The organism is Limnoglobus roseus, assembly GCF_008254045.1.
GTDB lineage: Bacteria > Planctomycetota > Planctomycetia > Gemmatales > Gemmataceae > Limnoglobus > Limnoglobus roseus.
Genome location: NZ_CP042425.1, coordinates 1454019 through 1469748, shown reverse-complemented (window position 1 = coordinate 1469748; position 15730 = coordinate 1454019). Strand labels below are relative to the sequence as shown.

Below are 15730 nucleotides of genomic sequence, written 5' to 3'. Positions count from 1 at the left end.
GTCGTCCCGAACTTGTCGGGCGGACGCCGCCTGTCCACCATGTCTTCCAGCCCGCCGACATGACCGCGATGTATAACAGAAATGAAGACACCCATGGAATACACCATGGGTGTCAGAATCCTCAACTTTAGACGCTCAGAAGTCAGTCCGTACTGACGTTGCTCTCACCCCCGGCGCGAGTGCCGAGGGCACCCCAAACGCCCCACGGGCTGATGCCGGAAACGTTGGCGACAGAAACTGCTGCCTGATTCACACCGGCATCGATCGTATCGCGGATGAACCGTACAGAACCGTCACCCATCGAGGCATTCACACCCCCGGTATGGCGGCTGCTCGGGGTATTGATCCCGATTTGCCATTCCGTGCCCGTAACGCAGGACGCGCCGTTCGGGGGAATGATGGTCGTCACACCGCCGTACAGAATGCCACCGTCACCCCAGCGGAAACCGGCTTGGTAATTCGCCGACGTGGTGTAGGTGAACGTCGTACCCGTGGCATAGTTATTGTTCCCCCCACTCAGGGTGGCGGTACACGTCGAGGGCGTGCTGATGGACCAGTTCGCCACGGTATTTGAACGATCCACGCCGCCGGCCCCTCGGAGCCGTTCCGCGAGCATGATCGTGTTACTAAGGCCGTCGGTCACGCCGACCATTGAGACGCGACCGTTATTCGTGCCGTTACTAAAGAGAAACATGCCGCGAGTGTCGACTCCATTATTGTCAGCGTTCGCAGGGTTACTTCCGAAGGAGTCGCCTAGGCAGGCGAGATAGTTGTGCCCGGCCACGCTTCCATTTACGACTTGCGCCGGGTCTGAAGGGCAAAGGATGGTCGGAATGGTTTGGGTGAAAATCTCGTTACCCGTGTCCCATGGATTGTTCGAGTACGCGGTGAAGGCGACGCCACCACTCGTGGTCCCACCACTTGTAATTCTGGAATCTAAAGCACTTTGTTCAATATAAGGTAGAATCATCGTAATGAGCGAGTATCGATCGTGCGTCGCAGCCGTGGGGAGAGTTTGATAGCGAATGACTCGCCGATTTGGCAGAAAATTGTTGGAATCGTGGTATGAATGCACCGCGATCCCGAGTTGCTTTAAGTTGTTCGTACACTTCGCTCGGGCCGCAGCCTCGCGGACTTTCTGAACGGCGGGGAGTAAAAGGCCGATCAGAATGGCGATGATTGCAATGACGACCAGTAATTCAATGAGGGTAAACCCCGATCGACGGGGTGGGTGGGAATTCATCATCATCTACGGACCCTGGGAGAGAAAGGAATGCGGGCGGGAAGTACATTATACTCAGATTGTTGAAATGGGACAGCGACTCATAACTCTTTAATAGTATCAGTGCGAAGGTATTAAGTGATTATCTTAATATATTAAGATCCTTGTGGATATTGAGACTCGTCAGAGCGTTCAACATCGAATTCGAGGAGAATTCAGAAGCCGTCCGAAGAACGTATACTCTTCGATATGATGTCAGTTTAATTTTCACCCTTGAGGCCCGACATGCCTTCCATCCCAGTTCCGTGCGACACGTCTACCGACCGCCTACCCGGCCAACCGTGGCCGCTTCATGACGCCGCCGCTTTCCTCAAAGTGTCATGGTGGACCTTGAAGCGGCGGCGGAAGGAAGGGAAGATCAAACTCATCAAGATTGCCGGTTCTGGTACGTATCCGACGCCGAACTGTCGCGAGTCGCGAACGAGGGGATGTAGCACACCGGGGGAACGACGATGGCCAGCGTCTCGACCGACGGCAAGAACGGCAACCGGACGATTCAGTTCGTTGGGCAGGATAAAAAACGGCGGTCGATCCGACTCGGCAAAATTAATCTCAAGCAAGCCGAGTCCCTTCGCACTCGGGTCGAATCACTGCACGCGGCCCTGATCGCCGGTCTCCCGTGGGACCGTGACCTCTCGGCGTGGGTGGCGAGTATCGGCGACGACCTCGCGGCGAAACTGGCGGCCGTGGGCCTGATTCCTCCGAGGAACTCCCGAACCCTCGCGGCCTTCCTGGATGGGTTCATCGCAAGCCGGGCGTCCGACGGCACCACCAAGCCGTCCACGATCCTCACTTACCACCAAGTGCGGAGCGACCTGACGGAACACTTCCCCGCTGGCGCAGACTTGCGGAACATTACCCCGGAGCAGGCCGACGGGTTCAAGAACTTCTATCAACAGGTCCGCAAACTCGCACCGACCACGATCCACCGGCGGTTGAAGTTGATTCGCTGTATTTTCGAAACCGGCGTGACGCTCAAGGTCATGCCATCCAACCCCTTCGCCGACGTTCATGGTAAGTACGTCAGAAACAAGGATCGGGAGCAGTACATTCCCGCCGACGACGCGGTGAAGGTGCTCGCCGTGGCCCAACCCGTCTGGCGGACGATCATCGCCCTCTCGCGGTTCGGCGGGTTACGCTGCCCCTCTGAGGTGCTCACGTTGAAGTGGTCCGACGTTGACTTGGTGCTCGGCAAGATGACCGTCACTGAGCCGAAGAACGAGCGGCACGAGGGTCGGGGCTATCGAGTGGTGCCAATCTTTGCCCGCCTCCGACCGTACCTGGAAGAGGCCTACGACTTGGCCCAACCGGGCGAAGTGTATGTCATCGGTGGGCGGACGGGGTCAACCTACCGGGCCGCGTCGAACTCCGCGAACGGGTGGAAGAACGCGAACCTCCGCACAACATTCCTGAAGCTCATCGGGCGGGCGGGCCTGTTGCCGTGGCCTCGGTTGTTCCACAACATGCGAGCGAGTCTCGAAACGGACTTGATGCAGCACCACCCCATTCACGTTGTGGCCGCCTGGCTTGGTAACACACCGAAGATCGCGCTGGCCCACTACCTCCAGACCACGGAGGGAGACTTCGCGAAGGCGATCCGAGGCGGTGCAGAAAGCGGTGCAGTTGTAGTGCAGAATCCGGTTCAGGCGCCGGCGAGCAGTGATGAGCAATCGAACAGTATGGGCGAAGTAAACGCCGAGAAAGTGAGGCGAAGTGCGGCGGATGCTCTCGAATGCTCGCCAGTGCAAACTTGTATAGGTAGTGACGGTGGGACTCGAACCCACACATCCCGGTTCCTGAGACCGGTGCCTCCTTCCAATTGGGCCACGTCACCGTCATTGACCCGTAGGGGAGTCGAACCCCTATTGCCTGGTTGAGAACCAGGCGTCCTGACCACTAGACGAACGGGCCGTTTCGAGTTGCGAGTGCCGAGTCGTGAGTGGCGAGAGAAAACCAAACCTTTGGTTATCGGCTCGAAACTCGTCACTCGAAACTATCAACTATTCACAGTGCGTCGGGCCGGAATCGAACCGGCGGAGCACGAGTGCGGCGGTTTTACAGACCGCTTGGCCTCCCAGGGCCGACCGACGCGAAGTAGCACGGGTGGGAGTCGAACCCACAAACGCCAAGGTTTGAGTTTGGCCGCTCTTCCAGTTCGCGTACCGTGCCGTCACTTGTTCCAGCGCCCCTGGCGGGATTTGAACCCGCGGTCTCCACCGTGACAGGGTGGCGAGTACTCCTGGCTACTCTGCAAGGGCGTGTTGTTCGCAGTGCGGAAGGAAGCCGTGGTTGGCGTCGGCCGTCCATTGCTTCCATTCCGCGAGTTCCATGGCGAATTCCCTCGGTCGGAGTCGAACCGACGCGCCCGCCGTATCAGAGCGGGAGGCTTCCGTTACATCACGAGGGCTCTTTGAATGCGGAATTCGGAGTGCGGAATTCGGAATGAAAGACCAGCCGACCTGCGGTCCTGGTTTTCAACTCCGCATTCCGAATTCCGCACTCCGAATTTGCCCAAGAGCGTCTGGCGGGGTTTGAACCCGCGATTCCGACATGGCGAGCCGGTACGTTCCCAACTACGTCACAGACGCATCAATCAGTGAGGCCTGAGGGACTCGAACCCTCACACTCCGGGTAAGAGCCGGAAGTGCTGCCGCTAACACCTAAGCCTCAGTGGTTCGCAAACTCCGTGCAGTACCCCGTAGGGGAGTTGAACCCCTGCCCCCGGATTGAAAGCCCAGCGGGGTAAAAACAGAACCGGCCGGGGGACACTTGCGTTCCCCCGGCCGGTGCGTTCTTCGACGCTGGCTCACGGGGTCACGCGGTATCGCTCGCAAGGCGTAGCTTCGCCGCGACCATCCGACCGATGGCATAACCGCGTTCATCGCGGTTCAGGCGTTCATAGCTAGCGGTGAGAGCGTTCATGGTCGTAGGTCGTTGTCCGTTCCTGTTCGTGTCCTGTACGCTGAGATAGACGCCGCGGCCGGTCGAGGGTTCGCGCACTTTTCGAGAAACTTCCGATGTCGGACGACGAACGCTGGATGACCAACGCCCTTGCGCTCGCGGCCCGCGGACGAGGGGCGGTCGAGCCGAACCCGATGGTCGGGGCCGTCGTGCTCGACGCGGCCGGGCAACTGGCGGGCGAAGGCTGGCACCGGAAGTTCGGCGAAGCCCACGCGGAGGTGAACGCCTTCGCGGCGGTCGGGGACAAGGCTCGCGGCGGCACACTGCTCGTCACGCTGGAACCGTGCTGCCATCACGGGAAGACGCCACCGTGTACTGAGGCGGTGCTGCGTTCCGGCGTGCGGCGGGTCGTCGTCGCGATGGCCGACCCGTTCCCGAAGGTCGCGGGCGGCGGCTTGAAGATTCTGCGCGATGCGGGCATCGAAGTGACGGTCGGCGTGAGGGAAGCCGAGGCGAAGAAGCTGAACGCCCCGTACCTGAAGTTGCTCGCGACCGGCCGGCCGTGGGTGCATCTAAAGTGGGCGATGACGCTCGACGGGAAGATCGCCACCCGCACCGGCGATTCGAAGTGGATCAGCGGCGAGGAATCGCGGGCGATCGTTCACGAACTCCGCGGCCGGGTGGACGCGATTCTCGTCGGTACCGGTACGGTAACGGCCGACGACCCGGCGCTGACCGCCCGCCCGTCGGGGCCGCGGACGGCGACGCGCGTGGTCGTGACGGCATCGGGCGAATTGCCGGAGCGGTGTCAGTTGCGAAGCACGGCGAGGGACGTCCCGGTGATCGTGTTCACCCCGGCGGGCAACGAGTCGAAGCTCGCGAGGTGGGCCGACGACGGCGCGGAAGTGATTGCCGTCTCAACACCCTCTCCCCCGGCTTTGAGGGGGAGAGGGCAGGGTGAGGGGGAAGAACGTCCCGCGGCGGCAGACAGGTTCATCGGGGAGGAAGGCATTCCCCCTCACCCTAACCCTCTCCCCCTCAAGGCCGGGGAAGAGGGAATAAAAATCGCACGGCTCTCGATCGGCGACATCTTGCTCGAACTCGGCCGGCGACGGATGACGAACGTCCTCGTTGAAGGCGGGGCGGGGCTGATCGGTTCGTTCCTCGACGCGAACGCGGCCGACGAGGTCCACGCCTTCATCGCCCCCGTCGTTGTTGGCGGTGACACCGCGCTGTCACCGGCCGGCGGCCACGGGTTCGCCCGCATCGCGGACGCCGCCCGGCTGATCGACGCCCACGTTCGCACGGTCGGCCAGGACGTGTACGTGAACGGCCGGTTGCACTGACGGCCGCTTCCCCCAATTCAACAACGGCCGCTCGACGAGCCGGTACATGAGCCAGCCGGCGGCGATGCCGCTGCCCGCGAGGATCGCCAACCAGAGCAGGTGGACCAGCGGGCTGTGGCCCATGCCCCACGTGAGGAACAGCATCGACAGGCCGACGGGGCCGTGTAACAGGTAGATCGAGTACGACGCATCACCGACCGGCCGCAGGAAACGCGGCAAACGGACGCGGCCGGTAAGTTCGCCGGCGACGACGGCGTAGACGATCAGCGCGCACGCTGGGCCGAACGCCAGGACACGCGGCCCGAAGCGGTTGCCCAGGTCGTCCGGCGTCGCGCCTTGCAGCAGTGGAATGAAGACCGCCAGCCACGCGAACGCGGCGAGCAGGCACCACCGCGGGCCGGCGATGGTTCCCCGCTTCACGACGGCCGCGACGAGTGCCCCGGCCAGGAATTCCAGCACGAACGGACTGAGGAGCATCTTCCCCCAGAACGGCGTCGGCGTGTGGCCGGCGAGTTTGGCCGCGACGATGACACCCGCCCATACGCACGCCAGCATTGCGGCGAACCGCTTCGGCACAAAGTAGAGTAACCCGAAGGCGAGGTAGAACATCACCTCGTAATTCAAACTCCACGTCGCGGCGATGAAGCGGTGCGGGTCGTACCGCGGCACGAGCAACAGCCACTCGACCCAGTCGCCGAGCCAACCGAGGGTGAACACCTCCGCCCCCGTGACGGCATTCGCGATGACCGTCGCCACGATGCAAGACGCCCACAGGGTAGGGTAGATTCGCCACGCCCGGCGGGTCAGGTACTTCGGCAACTTCGCGGCGTGGCCGAGTTGGTCGGCGTGCGTCCAGGTGATGATGAACCCGGAAAGGACGAAGAACAAGTCGACGCCCGCGTAGGCGAACCACCGTGCTCCCGTCATCACCGGTGTCTTCACCCAGATGAGGCCCTCCCACCCGGCCGCGTGGTAGGCGACCACGAGTAGGCACGCGAGGCCGCGGAGGGCTTGGAGGTTGTGCAGGGTCGGTCGCATCCGTGCGGCTCGTGAGTTGGGGACGCGAGAGTTTAGCGGCGGGCGGGTTGGTTCCGCAACCCCGCGTCCATACCCTGGCTGAACCTCTCACGTCGTCCTCGCGGTGGCCCGTTATGCTCCGACTCTTCACACTCGTCTTGTCGCTCGTCATTGTCTCGACCGCGTCGGCGGGCATCCGGTTCGAAGTCACCGCCGATCCGAAGCTCGTCGGCGACAAGCCGGCCGGCGGGCGGTTGCTCGTCACCATCGGCAGGACGGATCGGCCGCCGAACTTCCCGTCGTCCGACCCGTTCGCCCTGCCGGTCCTCGGGGTGGACGTGCCGGCGTTCAAGGCCGACACCGTCGCGACCGCGGACGCGACCGCCCTCACCTTCCCGCCGAAGTCGCTCGAAGCCTTGCCGAAGGGCGAGTACGTCGTGCGGGCGATCTTCGCCGTCAACCGCGACCTCAACATCCCGACCGCGCCAGGGAACTGGACGAGCGAACCCGTGACCGTCACCCTCGACCCGGCCGCCGAGACGCCGGTGAAACTGAAGCTGACGAAGGTCATTCCGAAGCCGACCCCGAGAGACACGGCCGCGGTGAAGTATCTGGAACTGCCGTCGAAGTTGCTGTCGGAATTCCACAAGCGGCCGATGGTCTACCGCCTCGCGGTTGTGCTGCCGGGCGACTTCGAGAACTCGCCCGCGAAGAAGTACCCGCTGCTCGTCCACATCGGCGGGTTCGGTACGCGGTTCACGTCGGCCCGCAGCACCCAATCGGACGACCGCTTCGTGCAAATCCTCCTCGACGGGGCCGGGCCGTTCGGCGACCCGTACCAGGTGAACTCCGCGAACAACGGCCCTTACGGCGATGCCCTGTTGCGCGAAGTGATCCCGCACGTCGAGAAGGCGTACCGCTGTGTCGGCACGCCGAAGGCCCGGTTCGTCACCGGCGGTTCGACCGGTGGGTGGGTGTCGCTGGCGTTGCAGGTTTTCTACCCGGACGACTTCAACGGCTGTTGGTCGCTGTTCCCGGACGGCGTGGACTTCCGGGCGTTCGAACTCATCGACATCTACAAGGACGAGAACGCCTACGTCAACCGCTTCGGGTTCGAGCGGCCGGCGAAGCGGACAATCGACGGCGACACGGCGTACACCGTCCGGCACGAGTGCCACCTGGAGCGCGTCCTCGGCCGCGGCGGGCGGTGGGAACTGTCCGGCCTCGACTGGGCGAGTTGGAACGCGATCTACGGCCCTCGCGGAACCGACGGCCTGCCGAAGCCGCTGTGGGACGGGGCCACGGGCAAGATCGACAAGAGCGTGCTCGCTCACTGGGAGCAGTACGACTTGCGGAAGGTGCTGGAAACGAACTGGCCGACGCTCGGGCCGAAGCTGGCCGGCGGCAAGGTTCACGTCTGGGTCGGCGACGCCGACGATTACTTCCTCAACAACGCCGTCCACCGGCTGAAGGCGGCCGCGGACAAGTTCGCGACGCCGAAGTTCGACGGCGTGATCGAGATTCAGATGCGAAAGGGCCACGGCGGCGGCTGGCCGCGGAAGGACATGCTCGCCGAAATGCTGAAGCGGGCCGAGTAGGTAAATCACCGCCGAACAGTGCCGGCGGGCGCTCGCCGTGCGATTTTCTCGAACTCTTCTGAGAAGGGCATCAAACTGTTGTGATTTCGAGCGTATTCCGTCATCGGCCCTGATACCGTGGTAGGAGAAAGTGACCCTACGCCATCCGGAGTGACCCCATGATTAGTTCGGTCGGACAGAGCATCGCGAGCTTGTACGTTTCCTCGGTTCAGCAAACCACGAGCGCCTCCGCGGCGCAAGCCACCACGGGGACGAGTGCCACCCGTTCCGCGGGCGACGCGGCACAAATTTCTGGGCCGGGGAAGCTGTTCAGCGAGTTGCAACAGTTGTCGGTGAGTGACCCTGACAAGTTCAAGGCCGTGACGGCGGACATCGCGGCCAAACTGAAGGAAGCCGCTGGCACCGACGCCAGTTCCACAGCCGCGGCCGCGGCACCGGGGGCGAGTTCGTTGCTAACGGATCTCGCGGCCAAGTTCCAGCAAGCGTCGGACACCGGCGACGTGTCGGTCCTTCAGCCGAAGGCGGGCGGACCCGGCGGGGCGGGCGGGCACCATCATCACCACCACGGCGTCGGCACGTACAACCAACAGGGCCAAGTGCAGTCCGTCCCGGCGGCGCAGGACACGAGTTCGGCCGGCGGCGTGGACCTGAAATCGCTCTTCGACTCGATCTCGCAAGAAGTCAGTTCCGCCCTCGGCAGCTAACCTCCGCGACTCGCTTCATCCGCCCATCACTTCCCCGCGCCCTTTTGCTGTTGCTCCCGGCCGCCCATCTCGGAAAATGGCTGTCTCGACCCGAGCCTTTGCCGCGGACTCTCGCGGCCCAACTTCTTGAGGGTGGGACATGCACGACCGTCGTTCGTTCTTGATTGCCGGAGGGGCTACCGTGGCCGGACTCGCGAACCTTCACGCCGCCGCCGCCGGGGACACCGCCGCGAAGGCGTTCGTTGACGCGCACGTCAAGAAGATGCGGCCGCTCGAAGTGGCCGGAGGCGTCGCGTGGTGGAACGCCAACGTCACCGGCAAGGACGACGACTTCAAGAAGAAGGAAGACGCCCAGAACGCCATCGACGCGGCCCTCGCCGATCCGAAGACGTTCTCCGAACTGAAAGCCATCAACGAGAGCAACATCACTGACAAGTTGCTTCGCCGGCAGATCGACCTGCTCTACCTGCAATATCTGGAGAAGCAACTCGATCCCGCGCTCTTGAAGCAGATCACCGCGAAGGCGAACGCCGTCGAGAAGGGGTTCAACGTCTACCGGGCGAAGGTGGACGGCCAGGAAATGACCGACAGCCAAGTCCGCCGCGTGCTGAAGGAATCGACGAATTCCACGGAACGCCAGAAGGTGTGGGAGGCCAGCAAGGGTGTCGGGGCGAGCGTCGAGGCCGACCTGAAAGAACTCGTGAAACTCCGGAACGAGGCGGCGACGAAGCTCGGCTTCAAGAACTTCCACGCGCTGATGCTGTTCCTCAACGAGCAGGATGGCGGCGAACTGATCGCGCTCTTCGACGAACTCGACGCCCTCACTCGCGAGCCGTTCCTGAAGGGCAAGGCCGAGATCGACGCGAAGCTGGCGGCCAAGTGCGGCGTGAAGGTCAGCGACCTGCGGCCGTGGCACTACTTCGACCCATTCTTCCAGGAGAGCCCGGCCGTCTTCGACGTGAGCTTGGACGAGCCGTACAAGAAGGCGGACATCCTCCAACTGTGCCGGGACTTCTACAAGGGCGTCGGCCTGCCGATCGACGACGTGATCGCCCGCAGCGACCTGTACGAGAAGAAGGGCAAGTCGCCGCACGCCTTCTGCACTGACATCGACCGCGAGGGCGACGTGCGGGTGCTCGCCAACATCGTGCCGAACGAGTATTGGATGGGCACCATGCTCCACGAGTTGGGGCACTCGGTCTACAGCAGCAAGAACATCCCGCAGACGGTGCCCTACGTCCTCCGCGGCGAGGCCCACATCCTCACGACCGAGGGCGTGGCCATGCAGTTCCAGAAGTTCAGCAAGTCGCGGGCGTGGCTCGAAAAGATGGGCGTGACGGTCGACAACCCGAAGGCGTTCGACGAGACGGCCGCGAAGGTGCTGCGGAACGAACTGCTCATCTTCAGCCGGTGGTGCCAGGTGATGTTGCGGTTCGAGAAGGCGATGTACGAGAACCCGAACCAGGACTTGAACAAACTCTGGTGGGACTCGGTCGAGAAGTACCAGGGCCTCACGCGGCCGGAGGGGCGGAACGCACCGGACTACGGCAGCAAGATTCACATCTGCTCGGCCCCGGTGTATTACCACAACTACATGATGGGCCAACTCTTCGCCTCGCAGGTCCACCACGCCTTGTCGAAGGACGTGTACAACGCCGACCCGAAGACGGTGCTGTACATCGGCGACCCGAAGGTCGGCGAGTTCATGAAGAAGAAGGTCTTCGAGCCGGGCCGCACGCTGTCGTGGAAGGACCTGCTGAAGTTCGCCACCGGCGAGCCGTTGAGCGCGAAGGCGTTCGCGAAGGACTTCCAGAGCTAACGCGGAATCTGATCCTGGGCCTGCCATGACCGACGACGACGCCTTTGTCGCGGCTGTCAAGGAATCGCCGGACGACGCGGTTCTGCGGCTCGTCTACGCCGACTGGCTGGAGGAGCGCGACGACCCGCGCGGCCGGTTCCTGCGGTTGGAACTGGAGATGGTTCAGCGCGGGGAAGCCGACCCGGCGTACCCCGCCCTCCGACAACAACTCGCGGAGGTCGCGGCCACGGTCGATGTCCTTTGGTCTGCCGTGGTCTGCCGACTCTCGTTGGTGCCGCTTCGTGCTCTCGATGACCCGCCCGACGACCGGCCGTCGGTGTCATCCCTTGATTTCTTCGCCGACTACATCCAGCACCTCGTCGAAGAAGAAGTCCCACGGCTGCGGGCAGACCGACGGTGGGAGTATGCGTATTTCCTTCTCCTGATCTTTTGGGCGGTCCTTGTTTTCAAAATCATCAGCCTGTTCTTAACGCACCCCATCCTGTTGTCATGACAGGCCTTGCCGTTCATTTATGAGATGAAATTTGCCCCCGCGCCAGAATTTAATCCTTTTTCGATTGGAATGCCCGCTTAAGAGAAGTACGATCTAGTGTTTGAGTGTCGGAAGTGGGGTTCCCTCCCGTCACAACCACTTCCGAGATCGATTGGGCTCTTGGCGATTGTCCCGGACCGCGTCCGCCCTTGTAGCGAGTGTGACAGCCATGTCCCGCTCCGATTCTCCCGCCGCAGCCGACCCGGGGTCGATGCACGACCCTGACCCACTTGCGCACGTGGACCCCAACAAGACGCTCGACATGGAGGCGACCGGCAGCGTCCTGGAAGATCCCGGGCAAATTCTGAACATCGACGCGGTCATCGTTCCCGGCACGGAAACGCACACGACCACCATCCGCAACCAGCCCTCGTCGCGGTTCGAACTGCGGACCGAGGTCGGCCGCGGCGGCATGGGCGAAGTCCACTCGTGTGCCGACATCCACCTCGGTCGGGACGTCGTCGCGAAAATCCTGCACGAGAAGTACTGCCGCCGGCCGGAGGTGATCGCCCGCTTCCGCGAGGAAATCCGCATCACCGGGCAACTCGAACACCCCGGCGTGGTGCCCGTGTACGAGGCCGGCGTGATGCCGGACGGCCGGCCGTTCTTCGTCATGCAGCGGGTTTGGGGGCTGACCCTCCGCAAAACCCTCGACGAGCGGCCGAACCCCGGCGAGGGGCGGTCGCGGATGCTGAAGGTGTTCGAGCAGATTTGCCACACGATCGCCTACGCGCACACGCAGCGAATCATCCACCGCGACCTGAACCCGTCGAACATCATGGTCGGCCTGTTCGGGCAGGTGAAGGTGATGGACTGGGGGCTGGCGAAGTCCCTCGACGAGGGCAACCGGACGCGGGTGATCACGCTGCTGGGCGAACTCGATACGGCCGACCCGGACGGGTCGGACCCGGGCGATAGCGGGGTCCACACGCAGGTCGGCAGCATCATGGGCACGCCCGCGTACATGCCGCCAGAGCAGGCCAAGGGTGAGATCGACCACCTGGACGAGCGGTGCGACGTCTTCGGCCTGGGGGCGATCCTCTGCGAAATCCTGACCGGACAGCCGCCGTACGTCGCCCCGACCGCGAAGCGGACCCTGCAACTGGCCATCCAGAGCAACCCCGAGGATGCGTTCTCCCGCCTCGACAACTGCCACGCCGACCACGACCTGGTCTCACTGGCCAAGGCGTGCCTGGCCCCGGACCCGGCCCACCGGCCGCGCGACGCGGGCGTGGTCATGGACCGCCTCACGCACTACTTCGACATGGTTCTGCGGCAGGCCGAGTGGGACCTGGGGCGGTTCTTCGACCTCAGCCTCGACCTGTTCTGCATCGCCGGGTTCGATGGCCGCTTTCGCCGCGTCAACGAGAACTTCTCCCGCGTCCTCGGCTACTCGATGGCCGAACTGACCGCGGACCCGTTCATCGTGTTCGTCCACCCCGACGACCGCGACCGGACCGCCGCCATGATGGCGCGACTGAGGGAAGCCCTCCCGGTGCGGGACTTCCGCAACCGCTACCTCGACCACAACGGCAAGTACCGGTGGTTCGAGTGGACGGCCAAGTCGATCCCGAAGGACGACGTGATCTTTGCCGTGGCCCGCGAGGTGACGAAGGAAGTCGCCCTGGAAGAGCGGCTGAAGGAACTCGAAGCCTGGGCGGCGGCCCACGGGTGAGCCGTCGGCACCGCGCCGCCGCGTTCAAGGCAGGCGGCTGCGCAACCTCTGTCGCGGCATTCGAATCTGCCGGGAAAGCCGCCTGAGAACGAGGCCGATCATTATTGGCACGGGCCGTGCATCTCCATTTCGCAGACGGGCTGAGAAGAAGAACTCGGGTGAGTGGGCGACACCTGACGACTCTCTCAGCCCGTCTTGATTTACCCAACAGAGCGACGCCATTTCCCGTGCGGCGACCCGGCGGCGAGACGCGGCAGACGGAATAAACGGTGCGAAAAAGCGACGCGGGCGGGGCGAGGAAACCTTCACCCCGCCCGCGTTTTGAGTTTATTGCCGCTGATTCAACACCCAGTCCACGACCCAACAGCCGCGGGCGTGGGCCGTGTCGGCACGGCAGTGGTTGAGGACATCGTCGTTCTCGCAACCGGCGTCCTGGAGTGCATCGGCGAGGATCGGCATGCCGCTGAAGTCGCGGGCGTCGAACATCGTCCGGGCGAGACCGGCGGCCGTTTCGGTCCGCCAGCGGTCCTCAAACGGCACGTCGCAGTGCGGGTTGCGGAAGGCACAGCGGAGCAGTTCGGCGGCCGGGCGGATGGCGGCGAAGTACGCGGCCTGAAACCGCTGGTGCCACTCGTGGCCGGGCTGAACGTCGGCCGGCGGCGGCCCCGTGGCTTTGCGGGCGGCCGCCAATCCACGGCCCTGGAACAGCGTTGGCAGCGTGTAGGGCAGGTTCACCGCCGTACTCTCCGGGCGAAAATAGGCGGCGAGGACGTGGACCTGATACGTCTGACCGCGGGGCGTTCGCTGCCGCAATTTTTCCCACGCCGGTTCCTTCGCCCGCTGCAACGCGAGACGCTCGTACTCGTCCAACCAGGCCAGAGCCGCCGCGGGAAACTGGGTGTCGGTTTCGTGGCCGTGGCGGAAGTACCCGGCCGCGAAGATCCGTGCCCCGGTCACGTCGAGCTGGTTCCCCAGGAGGGCCAGAAGACGCTGCGGGTCGCCGCTGATGGCCCATTCGTCGGCCGGTGACATGGCAGTTCCTTGAGCGGGATTCGGTGGCCGCCTCTCATTCTTGCAGACCCGGCCGCCGGCTTCCACCGGATTGAAGGCTGTTCCGGCGACGGCTCAAATTGTAAATCAATCCGAACGCCGATCGTCCGGCGGACCTCTCAAAAAAAGTCGCACTCGATGGGTTCCTCGTCACCGTCCATCACGTCGCGGTCGATCGTCCGGCTCAGCCTCGGCTGGTGGCGGTCGGATCGGTCACAGCCCACGTCGGACCCCGCGAGCATTCGCAGCCTGATCGGCACGCTCAAAGCCCCCCTCAACGTCGTCAGCGGGGAGCAAGGGTTGGCCCTGGCCGTGGGCGGTGAGACGCGGCTCGGCACCCCCCCACCGGGCGGGGACTTCGTGCCGCTGTTCGCGTCGCTGCCGCCGGTGACGCCGGACATGCTCGGCGACCCGGCGTTCATGGCCGCCTACGGCCTCCGCTACCCGTACATGACCGGCGCGATGGCCAACGGCATCGCCTCCGCGGAGATCGTCGAAGCGATGGGGCAGAACGGGATGCTCGGCAGCTTCGGTGCGGCCGGCCTTTCCGTCGAGCGCGTCGCGGCGGCCATCGACCGCATTCAGGGGTCGCTCGGCGATTCGCCGTACTGCTTCAACCTCATTCACAGCCCGAACGAGCCGGCCCACGAGAACGCCATCGCCGACCTGTACATCCGCCGCGGCGTGCGGATCGTCGAAGCGTCGGCGTACCTCGACCTGACGCCGGCCATCGTGCGGTACCGGGCGGCCGGCATTCGCCGCGGCTCGGCCGGGCTGCCGTTGGTGGTGCACCGGGTGATCGCGAAAGTGTCGCGGGTGGAAGTGGCGACGAAGTTCCTGTCGCCGCCGCCCGCCCGGATGTTGCAAGAACTCGTCGCGGCCGGGCAACTGACCGCCGAGCAAGCCGACGCCGTGTCGAAGCTGCCGATGTGCGACGACCTGACGGTCGAAGCCGACAGCGGCGGCCACACCGACAACCGCCCCGCGATCACGCTGCTGCCAACGATACTCGCCCTGCGAGACCGCTTACAGGAGCAGTTCAAGTACCCCACGCCGGTGCGCGTCGGCTTGGCCGGCGGCATCGCCACGCCGGCGAGCGTGGCCGGCGCGTTCAGCATGGGGGCGGCTTACGTCGTCACCGGCAGCGTGAATCAGGCGTGCGTCGAATCGGGTTCGTCCGACGTAGTGCGGAAGATGCTCGCCGAAGCAGGGCAGGCCGACACGGCGATGGCCCCGGCCGCGGACATGTTCGAAATGGGCGTGAAACTTCAAGTGCTGAAGCGCGGCACGATGTTCCCCATGCGGGCACAGAAGCTGTTCGAGGTGTACCGGGCGTATAGTGCCTGGGACGCGGTGCCGAATTCTGAACGAATGAACATCGAGAAAAACCTCCTTCGGCGTCCGTTCGAGGAAGTGTGGGCGGAGACGAAGGCGTTTTTCGAACGCCGCGACCCGACGCAACTGCCGAAGGCCGAGACGGACCCGAAGCACAAAATGGCCCTCGTGTTCCGCTGGTACTTGGGGCTGTCGTCGCGGTGGGCGAACGTCGGCGAGAACGGCCGACAACTGGACTATCAAGTGTGGTGCGGCCCGGCGATGGGGGCGTTCAACGAGTGGGTGAAGGGGTCGTACCTGGAGGAGCCGCGGTACCGGAACGTGACGACCGTGGCGATGAACCTGCTCTACGGGGCGTGCGTGGTCCTGCGGCGGCAGTCGCTCGCGATGCAGGGCGTGCACCTGCCGAGCATTTGCTTTCCGACGGAACCGCTGTCGCCGGACCAGATCGAGGCGAAGTTGCGGTAGAGG

Annotated in this window: 10 protein-coding genes, 8 tRNA genes and 1 pseudogene; 8 read left to right on the top strand and 11 right to left on the bottom strand. The window is 64.0% G+C overall.

Going from position 1 to position 15730, the window contains the following annotated elements; all coding sequences use genetic code 11:
• Positions 1 to 142: 142 nt before the first annotated feature.
• On the bottom strand, positions 143 to 1249 hold the full coding sequence (locus PX52LOC_RS05925) for a DUF1559 domain-containing protein (RefSeq protein WP_149115425.1): 1107 nt from the start codon (positions 1247 to 1249) through the stop codon (positions 143 to 145).
• Between the two features lie 485 nt (positions 1250 to 1734).
• On the opposite strand from PX52LOC_RS05925, the pseudogene PX52LOC_RS43755 reads away from it, so the two are divergent.
• Positions 1735 to 2838, top strand: a pseudogene (locus tag PX52LOC_RS43755) (tyrosine-type recombinase/integrase); the annotation flags it as partial.
• Positions 2839 to 3041: 203 nt separating this feature from the next.
• Here the strand turns inward: PX52LOC_RS43755 and PX52LOC_RS05915 are convergent.
• The 8 genes from PX52LOC_RS05915 to PX52LOC_RS05880 all read right to left on the bottom strand — a co-directional run bounded on the left by PX52LOC_RS05915 (position 3042) and on the right by PX52LOC_RS05880 (position 3951).
• Positions 3042 to 3116, bottom strand: a tRNA-Leu gene (locus PX52LOC_RS05915).
• Between the two features lie 5 nt (positions 3117 to 3121).
• A tRNA-Glu gene (locus PX52LOC_RS05910) sits at positions 3122 to 3193 on the bottom strand.
• 99 nt (positions 3194 to 3292) lie between these two features.
• Positions 3293 to 3373, bottom strand: a tRNA-Tyr gene (locus tag PX52LOC_RS05905).
• Positions 3374 to 3377: 4 nt separating this feature from the next.
• Positions 3378 to 3451 (bottom strand) — tRNA-Leu (locus PX52LOC_RS05900).
• Positions 3452 to 3465: 14 nt separating this feature from the next.
• A tRNA-Asp gene (locus tag PX52LOC_RS05895) sits at positions 3466 to 3540 on the bottom strand.
• A 78-nt stretch (positions 3541 to 3618) separates the two neighbouring features.
• Positions 3619 to 3688: transfer RNA gene (locus PX52LOC_RS05890), tRNA-Ile, on the bottom strand.
• Between the two features lie 110 nt (positions 3689 to 3798).
• Positions 3799 to 3870, bottom strand: a tRNA-Gly gene (locus PX52LOC_RS05885).
• A gap of 9 nt (positions 3871 to 3879) precedes the next feature.
• Positions 3880 to 3951 (bottom strand) — tRNA-Lys (locus tag PX52LOC_RS05880).
• Positions 3952 to 4299: 348 nt separating this feature from the next.
• Between PX52LOC_RS05880 and ribD the strand changes: the two genes are divergently transcribed.
• Positions 4300 to 5529, top strand: coding sequence for a bifunctional diaminohydroxyphosphoribosylaminopyrimidine deaminase/5-amino-6-(5-phosphoribosylamino)uracil reductase RibD (gene ribD / locus PX52LOC_RS05875; RefSeq protein WP_149109218.1), 1230 nt, complete (start codon positions 4300 to 4302; stop codon positions 5527 to 5529).
• Here the strand turns inward: ribD and PX52LOC_RS05870 are convergent.
• Positions 5419 to 6567: an acyltransferase family protein gene (locus PX52LOC_RS05870; RefSeq protein ID WP_149109217.1), complete on the bottom strand. Its 1149-nt coding sequence runs from the start codon at positions 6565 to 6567 to the stop codon at positions 5419 to 5421. The two genes, ribD and PX52LOC_RS05870, sit on opposite strands and share 111 nt — an antisense overlap.
• A 113-nt stretch (positions 6568 to 6680) precedes the next feature.
• Between PX52LOC_RS05870 and PX52LOC_RS05865 the strand changes: the two genes are divergently transcribed.
• The 5 genes from PX52LOC_RS05865 to PX52LOC_RS05845 all read left to right on the top strand — a co-directional run bounded on the left by PX52LOC_RS05865 (position 6681) and on the right by PX52LOC_RS05845 (position 12874).
• Complete coding sequence (locus tag PX52LOC_RS05865; protein ID WP_149109216.1) at positions 6681 to 8144, top strand: alpha/beta hydrolase-fold protein; 1464 nt, start codon at positions 6681 to 6683, stop codon at positions 8142 to 8144.
• 158 nt (positions 8145 to 8302) lie between these two features.
• Entirely contained in the window at positions 8303 to 8848 is a 546-nt protein-coding gene (locus tag PX52LOC_RS05860) for a hypothetical protein (protein ID WP_149109215.1), read from the top strand.
• A 181-nt stretch (positions 8849 to 9029) separates the two neighbouring features.
• Positions 9030 to 10667: a M2 family metallopeptidase gene (locus PX52LOC_RS05855; RefSeq protein WP_246173660.1), complete on the top strand. Its 1638-nt coding sequence runs from the start codon at positions 9030 to 9032 to the stop codon at positions 10665 to 10667.
• A gap of 25 nt (positions 10668 to 10692) precedes the next feature.
• Positions 10693 to 11160: a TIGR02996 domain-containing protein gene (locus PX52LOC_RS05850; protein ID WP_149109213.1), complete on the top strand. Its 468-nt coding sequence runs from the start codon at positions 10693 to 10695 to the stop codon at positions 11158 to 11160.
• A 208-nt stretch (positions 11161 to 11368) separates the two neighbouring features.
• Positions 11369 to 12874: a protein kinase domain-containing protein gene (locus PX52LOC_RS05845; RefSeq protein ID WP_149109212.1), complete on the top strand. Its 1506-nt coding sequence runs from the start codon at positions 11369 to 11371 to the stop codon at positions 12872 to 12874.
• 327 nt (positions 12875 to 13201) lie between these two features.
• Here the strand turns inward: PX52LOC_RS05845 and PX52LOC_RS42345 are convergent, their stop codons facing one another.
• The gene (locus tag PX52LOC_RS42345; RefSeq protein WP_246173659.1) at positions 13202 to 13906 is read right to left on the bottom strand and encodes a hypothetical protein; all 705 of its coding nucleotides are present in this window, start codon (positions 13904 to 13906) and stop codon (positions 13202 to 13204) included.
• A 156-nt stretch (positions 13907 to 14062) separates the two neighbouring features.
• On the opposite strand from PX52LOC_RS42345, the gene PX52LOC_RS05835 reads away from it, so the two are divergent.
• Positions 14063 to 15727 carry a PfaD family polyunsaturated fatty acid/polyketide biosynthesis protein gene (locus tag PX52LOC_RS05835; RefSeq protein WP_149109211.1) on the top strand — a complete coding sequence of 555 codons (1665 nt, stop codon included), beginning with the start codon at positions 14063 to 14065 and terminating at the stop codon, positions 15725 to 15727.
• The last annotated feature ends 3 nt before the right edge of the window (positions 15728 to 15730 follow it).